Below are 13,543 nucleotides of genomic sequence, written 5' to 3'. Positions count from 1 at the left end.
GCTGTTTTATTATGGGCTTTAGCCTGTTGAGCATTAGGCGAGTTTCTCGCAAGAGAAATGAGTCATGCGAAACAATAAACCACCTGCTATGCGGGTGGCGACAAAAAGTTATACAAAAAAATCACCTAACCGTTAAAATAGAGTTGTTCAAGCTACTAGTTTAACTAAAGAAAGGTGATTTCAATGGCAATAAAACAAAATAATTTAGCACATACCAAATGGATGTGTAAGTATCATATTGTGTTCACTCCAAAGTATAGACGAAAAGTAATTTATAATCAATACAAGCAAAGTATAAGAGAAATATTAAAGAGACTGTGCAATTACAAGGGAGTTGAAATAATAGAAGGGCATCTAATGCCAGACCATATACACATGTTAGTAAGTATACCGCCTAAAATAAGTGTATCAAGTTTCATGGGATATCTAAAAGGAAAAAGTGCATTAATGATATTTGATATGCATGCAAACTTAAAATATAAGTTTGGAAATAGACACTTTTGGGCAGAGGGATTTTATGTGAGTACTGTAGGACTCAATGAGGCAACTATTAAGAAGTATATACAAGAGCAAGAAAAGCACGATATTATGGTAGATAAACTAAGCGTGAAAGAGTATGAAGACCCCTTTAAGGGGTAGCCAGTAGTACGTTTGTCCCTTCAGGGGTAGCAAAAGCGGCAAGGGCAATAATAGCTTGAACAAAGTGAAAGCCAGCGTCTTTAGGCGCTGGCCGGTAACAAGCCCTTATAGGGCTATCACAAGCCACCCGTTTTACGGGTGGTCATGACTTAGAGCTATGTGTATCGCTGGTCTTTTACCCGTTATCCTGTATACTATGTCGGAATAAAGAGCATTGCTGTCGTAATCTCTTATAATAGAAAATAATTCAGAATATATAACTTGTAAAATTTCCATTTTTTGCTTATACTTAACATAATTATTTAATGAATACGGATTCAGAGCTAATAAGCCTACAGGCATCTGCCTGCTAGGCTTAAACTTTGCCGATGCAGGAGGAACAAATGAAAAGATCAAACTTAATCAGATTTATTTTTACTATCTTACCTTTATGTTTATTTTTTAGCTTTACATCATATGCATTAACCGGTTCAACTTTCTCAAGCAGTGGAAACCATTTAATTTATGTCAATAATCCAGAGTCCTTTGGCCTCAATTCCGGGGATTTGATATATTTGTACGGTACAGATCTGGACAATTCATATAAAGACGTTGAATTTTATCACCATTTGTATAACTCTTGGTCAAATGCAGGAGCTTGCAGAGTGGGAGTTGCAATAACCAACAAAGGGTCGGAACCTGCAATAATAACTTATAAGGGAAGTTGTACTGCAACACTGGACGGATACAATTTTGCTGTTATTGAAGATACAGCTCAAGTGCTGAAAAACTTTCAGAATGCGGAATATCAAACTGTAACGCTTAATCCCGGAGAAAAGAAAATAGTATGGTCAGATGACTTCAGATTTACACCCGGGTTTTCCGAATTTGTTTATGGCAGAGCTCAGTTTAAATCCAATCAGAATTCCGGAGTTAGAATGAGAGTATTTGCAGCAGGACAAACAAAAACTGCTGAGGAGGTTTTCAAAGAACCTCTCCCCATAAAGGGTGTAGGATATGGCTTTTGCGGTGAACTTAGCTATTCGGAGAAAAATATTACACTTGATGCGGATTCGAGCAATAATACAAACCTTTGCGAATGGCCTCAATCCCTTAATACATATGAGTACGACGGTGTAGTAAAATCAAAAACCGGAGCTTCAAAATATCACGCCGGAAACTATGGTGTTGTTTACAACATGACGATAAACAATGCTGCTAATAAGAAAATAATAATAAGTCCCAAGTGGAGTCAGGACAGGTCATATGCAACACTGGTTTACAGCGTAAACAATGGCCCTTGGATTGTTGGTGAAAAGATTACAACGGGTATGTTCTGGATAGAGGAGTTGGGGTATGAACAAATTGCTAACGTTAAATTTATGCTGCCCGGGGGCAATTGTGGAAACTATTATGTGTCTTTTGAATAAGTAAGGGGTAATAATTAGTACCAAGTATTAATATCTAATTTTAAAATTCTTCATACTGTGCTATAATATAGTGTAGACTAAAAAATATGTTAAGCAGTAATCCGGCTTATAATATATAAAGCTGATATTCAAGGAGGATTTTATGATAGTTTCACCTAAATTCCGTGGATTCATTTGTACAACATCACACCCTGCAGGTTGTGAATATAGTGTCAGGAAACAGGTTGAGTATGTTAAAAATCAGAAAAAGGTAAATGGTGCTAAAAAAGTATTGGTTATTGGAGCTTCCACAGGTTATGGATTGGCATCCAGAATAACTGCTGCCTTCGGGTGCGGAGCAGCTACAATCGGTGTATTCTTTGAAAGGCCTGGGTCTAAAAATAAAACGGCCTCTGCAGGATGGTACAATTCAGCTGCTTTTGAAAAAATAGCAAAAGAAGACGGACTGTATGCAAGAAGTATAAACGGGGATGCCTTCTCAAATGAAATAAAGCAGAAAACTATAGATTTGATAAAAAAAGACCTTGGTAAGATAGACATGGTAGTTTACAGTCTGGCTTCTCCAAGAAGGACACATCCTGTAACCGGTGAGGTATTCAATTCAGTTATAAAGCCAATTGGTTCAACTTATACATCAAAAACAGTAGACTTTCATACACAGCTTGTTTCTGAAACAACTATTGAGCCTGCCAACGAAGATGAAATAAGACAAACCATTGCGGTAATGGGCGGAGAGGACTGGGAAATGTGGATGGACGCCCTGAAAAATGCCGATGCTCTTGAGGAAAATGCAATTACCCTTGCATATTCCTACGTAGGCCCTGAAATGACTCATTCTGTATACAGGGAGGGAACTATCGGAAAAGCCAAGGATGACCTTGAGGCTACTGTGACAAAAATTAACGAGAATCTTAAAGGCATCGGCACAAAAGCTTATGTTTCCATCAATAAAGCGGTTGTAACACAAGCCAGCGCTGCTATACCTGTTATATCCCTTTATATTAGTGCATTATTTAAAGTAATGAAAGAAAAAAATATTCATGAGGGTTGTATTGAGCAAATGTACAGAATGTTCAATGACAGGCTCTATTCCGGGGACTTGAAACTGGACAGCAAGGGCAGAATCCGTATGGATGATTTGGAAATGCTTCCTGAAGTTCAGGCTGAGGTGACAAAACTCTGGAATCAAGCTAATAACGATAATGTAAAAGACATCACTGATATTGAAAGCTACAGAAAAGAGTTTTTCAGACTTTTTGGTTTTGAATTTGAAGGTGTTGACTATAACGCCGATGTTGATATAGATATAAGTATTGAGGGCATAGACTAAACTATTGTTAAAAAGCATAAATCCGGTATATTTCTGCATGGTGCAGGCTTTCCGGCTTTATGCTTTTTTTCTAATTTATTCTATAAAACAGTGATATAGTGATATATAATTAAATAAACAATCAGTCAAAAGGAGGCAGAGTATTGATTAATCCTGCTTATGAGATTGAAAGGCTATTGAATTATGCCGGGGAGACAGGAAATTGGCCTGAACGACCTTGAGAAGGCAAAGGAATTGAAATGGGGAAAACTATCAGGCAGGAGTAGCATATTGCTTCAGAAGGCAGGCTATAGCCTCACAAGGATGGACATGCTGATTCAAGATATGGTACCTCAGAGATAACTCCTAAAATAATATAACGGGGGTATTTTATGTTACTAAAAAGAAAAAAAGGTATAAGGCCGGCACAGTACAAAGAGTTGGTCAATATAATAAACCAAAAAGACTTTACTAAACTTTCTGATTCTGAGTTGAAGCAAATAATTAATACCTATAAACAAAATTATTTACGGTATCTTGATAATAATTCCAATATTCGTGACACTAAGCAATTTGCTAATGGATATATGACTCAGTGTTATGCAATTACAAAAGAGATATGCAGGCGAGTATTATGTTTGGAGCCTTACGAATCACAACTATTGACGGGAATAGCGTTATGTTTTGGGAAAATTGCGGAACTGCCCACAGGAGAGGGAAAAACCCTTGCGGCAGTTTTTCCGGCAGTTTTAAATGCTCTTACCGGAAAAGGAGTTCATGTCTTAACATTTAATGACTACCTTGCTAAAAGAGATGCCCAATGGATGCAGGGAATATATGAATTCTGGGGATTAAAAGCAGCATATATTCAGGAAAACATGGACAGGCCTCAAAGAAGGAAAGCCTATCTGGCAGACATAACTTATGTTACACCAAAAGAAGCAGGCTTTGATTATTTAAGGGACTCCATAGTCTACGAAAAAAGTGAAACTGTACATAGGCTCTTCAACTGTGTAATTGTTGACGAAGCGGATGCAATTCTTATAGATGAGGCCAGAACGCCGTTGGTTATTGCAGGGAATATCGGCGATCAGCACCAAATAGATAACCGACTTCTAGAACTGGTGGGGTTATTAAGGCAGAATATTGATTACATGACTGATGAGAACAGCAGAAATGTTTATTTAACTGAAAAAGGAAGTTCTGTAGCGGAGAAATACCTGAGCTGCGGGAATCTGTATAGCCGTAAGAATGTTGAAACACTTACGGACATAAACAATCTTCTTCATGCAAAAGTTCTTTTAAAACAAGATATAGATTATATTATAAAAGACGGCCGAATTGAAATTATTGACGAATTTACCGGGAGAGTTGCGGACAGAAGAAAATGGGATTATGGGCTGCAGATAGCCATAGAAGCTCTTCACGGAATTAAATGTACGGCCAGTAACAGAATACTCGGCAAAATACCAATTCAAAATTTTATAAGCCTATATCCTGAAATGTCAGGGATGACTGCTACGGCAAAGTCATCTGAGGACGAATTCGGTAGTACATATGAACATGATGTATATGTTGTCCACCCAAATAAAAAATGTATCCGTATTGATTACGATGATTATGTTTTCACTCATAAAGAAGCAAAGTACAACGCTGTAGTTAAAGAGGTATGTACCTCTCATAGTATGGGGCGTCCGGTACTGATAGGGACTTCCAGCATAAAGGAGTCAGAGCAGGTGGCAGCCTTGCTCAGGCAACAGGGAATAGAGTGTGTGGTGTTAAATGCAAAGAATGACGAAGAGGAAGCCAAGATAATTGCTCTTGCCGGGAAGTTTGGAGCTGTCACAGTTTCTACCAATATGGCTGGACGTGGAGTAGACATAAAGTTGGGCGGAGAAGACTCTCCCGAAGAAAGAAAAAAAGTTTTGGAATTGGGAGGACTTTATGTTATCGGCGTCAGCAGAAATGAATGTGTCAGGATAGATAATCAGTTGAGGGGCAGAGCTGGCAGGCAGGGTGACCCCGGTTCTTCACGCTTTTTTATAAGCTTGGAAGACGATTTACTGGTACAATTCGGCTTAAAAAAAGATATACCTTCAAAATATTATGGATTCAGGCAAGAGGAGAGGCTTGATGACCGAAAGCTTTTGTCATTAATATGCCATATACAGAGAGTGGTGGACGGTCAGAATTTTGAGATAAGAAAAACATTGGGGAAGTATTCATATCTCCTTGAATGGCAAAGAAGGGCATTTATGAAAAAAAGGTTTGAAGTATTGTCCTCCGGCGCCCCAGGGCTTTTGTCCACAGAGAAAAAAGAGCTGTATGATGAATTGTGCAGCCGGTATGGAAAAGAAAGAGTTGATGAAATTCAGAGAAAAATGTCTCTTAACTGTATGGACGAACTTTGGTATGACTTTCTTGAATACTGCGAAAACATAAAGGAAGGAATAAATCTGGTATTGGCAGGAAGAAAAGAACCTGTGGACGAGTTTAACAGACTCAGTATCAGCAAATTTGAACAGCTTCAGGAAGAAATGAAGGAAAGAATTCTTGAAACTTTGGAAAATACCGACTTCTCAATGAATGACAGCCAGCTGGCTGATAAGGGCCTGAAAACCCCTTCGGCTACTTGGACTTATATAATTAATGACAGTATCAAGGTAAAAAATTTCTCAATATTCAGCAGATTATAAATGCATCTTTATCTTGTGATATAAAAACTATTCAGAACGATAGAAAATTATGGTACAATATACATAATATTTTTATGCAGGTGATTGAATGATACGAATTTCCCTATGCGATGATGAAAACCATATTACCGGAACATTATCCGATAACATAAAAGGCATAAGGCCTGATATAGAAGTATATTCCTATGATTGTGGAGAGAACTTGCTTGACAGTAAGTATCTGTATAACGATATTGTGTTACTGGATATTGAAATGACAGGAATAAATGGCATAGAAACAGCCCTGGAGCTTCGTAAGGGCGGTTATGAGGGAATGATTATATTTCTTACGTCTCACAAGGAAATGGTTTTTGATTCTTTTCAGGTTAAGCCGTATAATTATTTTGTAAAACCCATTGACATAGACAAAGTCAACCGTATTCTCAAAAATGCCATAAATGAAGTTATAGACAGGAAAACTACACATTTTGAAGCGGTAAGTAACAATCATACTTTCAGAATTCAAATAGATGATATTTATTACTTTGAGTGCAACGGGAGAAAAATTGATATTCATACAAAAAACGGAATTATTACGATTATAGGTAAAATGAATCAAATAGAAGCCTCCCTCCAAAACAAGCAGTTCTTCAGATGTCATAAGGGATATCTTGTAAATTTTGAGCATGTTTGTGAATTTTCAAACAATGAGATTATTTTAACAAATAACCAGAAAGTTTTAATTAGCAGACTAAAGATTAATTCATTCAAGGAGGCTTTCAAGGCGTTTATGAAAGGAAATATAAGATGCTAGGATTTTTGGGAAACAGCCTAATTGACTTGATTTCAAGTATATTTGAAATATTAATTTTTGTTTTTATGATTTCAATATTTTTAGACTTTACCGAAAGAGCAAAAAAAAATGTAATACTATATTTTGCTATATACGGATTACTTAAAGTGGCTAAAATTATTTTTCCTATTTTGTTTATAGTTGATTTCATCACTTCTTTATTTGTACTCTTTTTTGTATTTACGGCTTTTAAAGGGAACTTTGCACACAAGATATTTGCATTTTGCACGGCAGTTTGTCTTAACTATGTTTTAGATATTTTTATAATTTCCTTTACAAATATGGGATTTAACTATAATTTATTTTTTAGTACTTTATCCGGAGGGGTAAGAGGAATATGGGTTACTGTAATAAAAATCATATTGATTATACTTGTATATATTCTCATGAGGAACTTTGCTACTAACACAACATTAAAAATAAACATACTATCATCTGTTCAGACATTGATTCTTATTATGCTCCCTGCCTTCAGTTTTGCCTCAATCACAATTCTTGACTGGGGAGTAAGGAATTTCGTAAAGGTTCCGGTAAATACCTCTGCATTTTTGTTAATTGCATCTTTATGTACAATAATATACAACGTAATAGTAATGATTTTGATTGATAAGATGATTCTTAATAAGAAATATAAGCATCTCAATGAAATGTCTGAAGCCCAACTGCGAACACAGTTTAATCATTACGAGCAGATAACGAGTAAAAATCAGGAAACCAGAAAACTGAAGCATGATATGAAAAATCACTTAAGATTGATTAGGACTCTCATTGAAAATAATGATATTGATGAAGCAAAGGAACTGCTTGACGAAATTGAGGACACCATGCGTGGACTTGACCTTGAAATAAGCAGCGGCAACAGTATCACTGATGCAATATTAAACGAAAAGAACAAGATGGCACATAATCTGGGAATAAAATTTGAGTTTTCAGGTATTTTGCCAAGGGAGAACTTTATAAACCCTTTTGATATCAGTACTATTTTTTCAAACGCTCTGGACAATGCCATAGAAGCAGCTGTGAAATCCCAAGATTCTCAGCGCTTTATAAAAATTGCTACATACATACAGGGTAAGTGCTTATTTATTCTAATTGAAAATTCAGTTGAAAAAGATATAAAAATTACAGGAAAAGAGATTGAAACTACAAAACAAAACAAGGAACATCACGGTTTTGGACTGAAAAATATTAATGATAGCGTAGAGAAATATGGTGGCAGTCTGAGCACCATATGTGAAAACAAAGTATTTAAATTGGAAATATTGCTCAATATAAAAATGTGAATGTATACATTTTATGACATTATATAGACATGTTGTGCAAAAAATATTGAATATTATTGTAAATATAATAAACTGTATTTGGTTGAAGTTGAGACATTGCCAAATACAGTTTTTTTTAAGGAGGATTTTATGGGTAAGAAAAACGTTTGTATGGATATTAAGGCAGATCAATTTGAAGTTTTGGAAAACGATGAGGCTATGTGTGTAGATGGCGGTATCGATTCGCCGAGGCAATGCGTTACAACTATTATTATAGGTATTATTAAAATTATAAATTATTTTTAATGTCTATTAATTTTTGTAGGAATAGAAGGTGGAATAAATTGTAGGTTTGTCTTTTTCAAATAATGAACCGGATTGTATGGATAAAGCTCGTACTTCATTTATATTGGGCATAGTTGATACCTTGGCTTGGTTGCTACCTATTGTAGGAATTCCGGTTTCAATTGTAGGGCTGATATTGGGTATTCTAGGCATGAAATCCACTAAAAGATGGATGGCGGTTGTAGGTATTATACTTTCCAGTATATTTTTGGTTGCCGCAATAATCAATGTGATAATAGGAGCATTAAATAAATTTTACAAATGAAAGTATTTAAGCTCAGAGGAGAATTTAAATGGCATTATCATCAGTACAAAAGGATTATCGATTGAGAAATGTTATTACTTTAAGAAAAAAAATGACAAGTAAACAGGTCATTTTTGAAATTATTAAGATAAAAAAATTTCTTAAAGATAATAACTTAAAACAATATGGAGCCATAACAACGGTAACATTTTCAATTGAAATGCACGATGGATTACCTTTGATAGACATGGAAATACTTGTTCCGCTATCAAAAAGGGTAACCACATCTGGTGATTATGTTTTTAAGCCTATTTTTCATATGGTAAATGCGGTATGTATTTCAAAAGATAGTGAAAAAGAAACAAGCAAAATCCATAACTTTTTGTGCTGGAATATTTATGACAAACTAAACAGGAACTCACAGCAAAAGGATTTCCTTCTTGCTTGAAATATGATGTATCTTTAAATATGATGTTTTTAATTTATTAAGCTTTTCCGAAGTATCGGTGTTACCGATATTCATTTCTATTTACAACTTATATTGTATTCTTTGAAAAGGCGTTCAGGTTTCTAATAATAGAAGCTGAATGCCTTTCATCTTTCAATTAGTAATTATACAAAATTATAAGTTTTCCTTCTATACATTCATCAAATATGTTAAACTATGTAATTAATTAGTAAAATTGGAGAGTCGATAAATGAATATCCCATTCAAACATTTTTATTGTGTCAAGCAGCATGACATCACAGATTGCGGTGCAGCATGTCTTGCAACTATAAGTAAGCAATATGGATTTAAAACATCAATAACAAAGATAAGAGAAACGGCTGGCACCGACAAACAAGGTACAAATGCATATGGATTGATAAAGGCAGCTGAAAGTCTGGGTTTCACAGCAAAAGGAGTGAAGGGCAATCAGGAGGCCTTTTTTTCTGAGTTTCCATTACCGTGTATAGCCCATGTTGTAGTTGACGGAACATTACTGCATTACGTTGTAATACATAAAATAACTAAAAAAAAGGTTTTGGTTGCTGACCCGGGAAAGGGTATTGTTGAGTATACACCTGAGGATTTTTTTAAGATATGGACAGGCGTACTTGTGCTAATGGTTCCTAATGTTTCCTTTAACAAGGGGGATGAAACAAAAGGTCTTTTTTCACGATTTTTCAGTTTGCTTCTGCCACAAAAGAAGCTCTTAATAAATATTTTCTTAACATCCTTAGTATACACGGTGTTAGGAATTCTGGGCTCATTTTATTTTAAGTTTTTACTTGATGATATTCTGCAATACAACCTTGAAAAAACCCTTCATGTAATTTCTATAGGTATAATTCTGCTATACCTCTTTCAGACCTTATTGGGTGCTTTCAGGGCTCATATGATACTATATTTGTCACAAAAAATAGATATACCTCTAATATTAGGCTACTACCAGCATGTTCTCGGACTTCCTATGAATTTCTTCGGTACAAGGAAGGTGGGAGAAATTGTTTCAAGATTTATGGATGCATCAAAGGTAAGGGATGCAATTTCAGGTGCTACTCTTACAATTATGATTGACACATTCATGGCACTGGCAGGAGCAGTTATACTCTATACGCAGAATTCTGCACTTTTTATAATAGCAGCCATTATAGGGGCAATATACGGGATTATTGTTTTTGTGTTTAATAAACCAATAAAGAAAATTAATCAGGAGCAAATGGAAGAGAATTCACAGCTCACCTCATATCTTGTGGAATCCTTAAATGGAATTGAAACGGTAAAGGCCTTTAATGCCGAGGGTGAAGCATCGCTGAAAACTGAGACAAGGTTTATAAAGCTGCTTCGCTCTATATTTAAAGGAGGTATAATTAATAACGTTCGTACATCAATTACCTCCTTTGCTGCTCTGGCCGGAGGCATAGTTATATTGTGGGCTGGTGCGTGGAATGTTATAAAGGGCCACATGACCGTAGGACAGCTTTTAACTTTTAATGCTCTGTTGGTATATTTCCTTGACCCCATAAAAAACCTTATAAATCTGCAACCTATGTTGCAAACCGCAATAGTAGCTTCTGACCGACTTGGAGAAATATTTGACCTGGAGTTGGAAAAGAGCCAAAATGAAGGTGAAAAAATAAAACCTGTTGATTTAAAGGGAGATATTTCTTTTAAAAATGTTGATTTCAGGTATGGAACACGTTCTTTGGTATTAAAAAACATTGATTTTACAATAAAGCAGGGCGAAAAAATTGCATTGGTAGGGGAAAGCGGTTCTGGAAAAACTACATTAGTCAAGCTTTTATTGAACCTGTATACATGGGAAAAGGGCGAAATTACTATAAAAGACTATAATATAAAGGATATATCCTTTGAGCCTCTCAGAGAAAAGCTTGCCTACATTTCTCAGGATATTTTTATGTTTAGCGGAACAATCCGTGAAAATCTTACCTTGGGCAGCCAAAATACTCATATGGAGCAAATAATAGAAGCCTGTTCAATGGCACAGGCACATGATTTTATAAACAAGCTTCCACTGCGCTATGAAACTTATCTTGAAGAAAATGGTGCAAATTTATCGGGAGGACAAAAGCAAAGGCTTGCAATAGCCAGAGCTATTTTAAAAAAACCTGACATATTTATAATGGATGAAGCCACCAGTAATCTGGACTCAATTACTGAGAAGGCAATAGAAAAAACACTGGATACCGTTTGCAGCGGTGTAACAACCATTATAATAGCCCACAGATTAAGCACTATTAAACGTTGTGACAGGATTTATGTAATGGAGGAAGGCAGTATTATTGAACAGGGCAGCCATGGGGAACTTATGGAACTCGGAGGTAAATACTTTGAGTTATGGAAGGGACAGCTGCCTGAAACACCCGCATATTCCATGACAGGAGGGGAGCTTTAGAATGAAGGAAGTATTAATTGATATAAATGAACTTACAGAAAGCCGTGAAATGTATCATTCAAAACCTCATCCCTTTGTGTGGATATTTACATATATCTTGATTGGATTGGTTGTAACGGCTGTAATATGGGCAGCTTTTGGCAAGAAGGAAATAGTGGTGAAGGCCCCCGGACAGGTAAGGCCCGAATTAGGAATAAGTACTGTCAGGAACATTGTTGGGGGAGAACTGAAAAGCACTAATTTAAAACAAGGTATGGCAGTTAAGGCCGGTGATGTTCTATACGTAATCAAACACGACAATTTGTTAATGGAAAAAGAGTCGGCAGAAGAGAAGCTTAACGAATTGGAAAAAGATTTGGATAACCTGAAAATATATAGAAAATGCATTACTACGGAAGAAAATAGTTTCGATTCCGTAAAAGAGCCTGTATATTTTGAAAAGGTAAGAAAGCTTCTCATGGACATTAGATTTTCTCAAACAGACACGGCATATAAAACTACAAAGCTTAGTGAAGAAAAGCTTCTTAACAGTACACAACTCAATAAGAGCCTTGCAGAAATAGAATATTTGAAAAAGTATATAAAATCCTTGGACAACAATAAAAATTATTTAGATTCGGGAGAGGAACAGGAAAAGCAATTCAAACAAAAATATGACAAATACCTTATAGCTAAAACAGAAATACAAAGAAAATACGACCGACAGGCTGATGAAATAAAGAGTAACAGCCCAGATGCCATGAAACAATCGTTTGAAGAGGAAAAATCTCAGTTAAAGGCATATCAGACACTGAAAAAGAGTGTCAGCGAGTCAAAAAATAGCTTTTTGTCCGGAGACAGGTATTCTTATCTTTACTCAGATTATGAAAATAAATTGAATCTGCTGAAAAATACATATGATGAGAAAAAAAGAATATACGAGGCATACCTTTCACTAAGCGGAATAGCCATTACAAAAGCCGAGTTGGAGGATGCACGTTCACAAATGCAGAATTCCCAAGGTGAATACACTTCATACAAAAGTAAGTTTTTATCAGAATTGGAGAAAAACATAAACGATATTGAAATAAGCATAAAGGAAAAGGAAAGCAAACTTTCAGGTACACAGGGCAAACAGGGTCTTCTTGATTTAAATGAGAAGGACAGAAAAAACAACTTAAAAGCATTGTATTTACAGGAGCGGAACGATGCAGCTCAGGCAATAGACGGTTTAACCAACACCGTCGGGACATTAAGACAAAAAAATGTGCTTTCCGATGCAGAACTAAAGACCATAACAGATGCCGATGGCAATAATGATGACTCTCTTAATTACTCTCTGGTGGAGAGAACAAAGGTTCAGGAGGTAGTTGCTGCCGATGAAAGGATTAAAGCAATAACCGATAGTATTACAGGTGTTAACGAAAACGTAAAAAAACTGCAACTGAGTATTGACAATGCCATTGTAAAGGCCGGTGTAAACGGAGAAGTTAACATAATAAAGGACATTTACCCGGGGGACTTGGTGGCAGCAGGAGCGGAAATATTAACAATAATACCCGACACCAATTCAGCTTTTAAAATGCAGATAACAGTAAGTAATAAAGACATTGGTGAAATACATACAGGGGATACGGTGAAATACAACTTTGCAGCACTGCCGTACAGAGAATACGGACAGGCACAAGGAAAAATAACAAGTATATCAAAGGACGCAGTGAATAATCCAGAGGGACAAAGCTATTATATTGTTGAAGCAACGGTTCCGGTTACAAAAATGCTTGGAAGTTCCGGAAGACAGGGAGAAATAAAGGCAGGAATGATATGTGAAGCAAATGTAATAACCAAGGAAAAGAGCTTTTTACGATATTTCCTTGAAAAAATAAATCTGCTGGATTGATGTAGCATGGCTTTAAAATCTATCATAG

The 13,543-nt window shown here is 35.9% G+C and carries 12 protein-coding genes; all 12 read left to right on the top strand.

Annotated elements, in window-relative coordinates:
- Window positions 1-183: 183 nt before the first annotated feature.
- On the top strand, window positions 184-639 hold the full coding sequence (gene tnpA / locus P0092_RS15435; RefSeq protein ID WP_004616633.1) for an IS200/IS605 family transposase: 456 nt from the start codon (window positions 184-186) through the stop codon (window positions 637-639).
- A gap of 383 nt (window positions 640-1,022) precedes the next feature.
- Entirely contained in the window at window positions 1,023-2,048 is a 1,026-nt protein-coding gene (locus P0092_RS15430; protein ID WP_004616634.1) for a hypothetical protein, read from the top strand.
- Window positions 2,049-2,190: 142 nt separating this feature from the next.
- Complete coding sequence (gene fabV, locus P0092_RS15425; protein ID WP_004616636.1) at window positions 2,191-3,378, top strand: enoyl-ACP reductase FabV; 1,188 nt, start codon at window positions 2,191-2,193, stop codon at window positions 3,376-3,378.
- A 183-nt stretch (window positions 3,379-3,561) separates the two neighbouring features.
- On the top strand, window positions 3,562-3,720 hold the full coding sequence (locus P0092_RS15420) for a hypothetical protein (protein ID WP_004616638.1): 159 nt from the start codon (window positions 3,562-3,564) through the stop codon (window positions 3,718-3,720).
- A 29-nt stretch (window positions 3,721-3,749) separates the two neighbouring features.
- Window positions 3,750-6,053 carry an accessory Sec system translocase SecA2 gene (secA2, locus tag P0092_RS15415; protein ID WP_004616640.1) on the top strand — a complete coding sequence of 768 codons (2,304 nt, stop codon included), beginning with the start codon at window positions 3,750-3,752 and terminating at the stop codon, window positions 6,051-6,053.
- 88 nt (window positions 6,054-6,141) lie between these two features.
- The gene (locus tag P0092_RS15410; RefSeq protein WP_004616643.1) at window positions 6,142-6,846 is read left to right on the top strand and encodes a LytR/AlgR family response regulator transcription factor; all 705 of its coding nucleotides are present in this window, start codon (window positions 6,142-6,144) and stop codon (window positions 6,844-6,846) included.
- Window positions 6,840-8,168 (top strand): sensor histidine kinase, encoded by a 1,329-nt coding sequence (locus P0092_RS15405; protein ID WP_004616645.1) that lies wholly within the window; start codon window positions 6,840-6,842, stop codon window positions 8,166-8,168. The genes P0092_RS15410 and P0092_RS15405 overlap by 7 nt, the downstream gene beginning before the upstream one ends.
- Window positions 8,169-8,297: 129 nt before the next feature.
- Entirely contained in the window at window positions 8,298-8,453 is a 156-nt protein-coding gene (locus tag P0092_RS15400) for a hypothetical protein (RefSeq protein WP_004616647.1), read from the top strand.
- A 46-nt stretch (window positions 8,454-8,499) separates the two neighbouring features.
- On the top strand, window positions 8,500-8,757 hold the full coding sequence (locus P0092_RS15395) for a hypothetical protein (protein WP_004616648.1): 258 nt from the start codon (window positions 8,500-8,502) through the stop codon (window positions 8,755-8,757).
- Between the two features lie 28 nt (window positions 8,758-8,785).
- Complete coding sequence (locus P0092_RS15390; protein WP_004616650.1) at window positions 8,786-9,184, top strand: hypothetical protein; 399 nt, start codon at window positions 8,786-8,788, stop codon at window positions 9,182-9,184.
- A gap of 250 nt (window positions 9,185-9,434) precedes the next feature.
- Window positions 9,435-11,636 (top strand): peptidase domain-containing ABC transporter, encoded by a 2,202-nt coding sequence (locus P0092_RS15385; RefSeq protein WP_004616652.1) that lies wholly within the window; start codon window positions 9,435-9,437, stop codon window positions 11,634-11,636.
- Window position 11,637: 1 nt separating this feature from the next.
- Window positions 11,638-13,515 (top strand): beta-barrel domain-containing protein, encoded by a 1,878-nt coding sequence (locus P0092_RS15380; protein ID WP_004616654.1) that lies wholly within the window; start codon window positions 11,638-11,640, stop codon window positions 13,513-13,515.
- Window positions 13,516-13,543: the final 28 nt, after the last annotated feature.

Source organism: Ruminiclostridium papyrosolvens DSM 2782, assembly GCF_029318685.1.
GTDB classification, from domain to species: domain Bacteria; phylum Bacillota; class Clostridia; order Acetivibrionales; family DSM-1351; genus Ruminiclostridium; species Ruminiclostridium papyrosolvens.
Note: the sequence above shows the minus strand (reverse complement) of the source record. Positions and strands in the feature narration are given on the sequence as shown.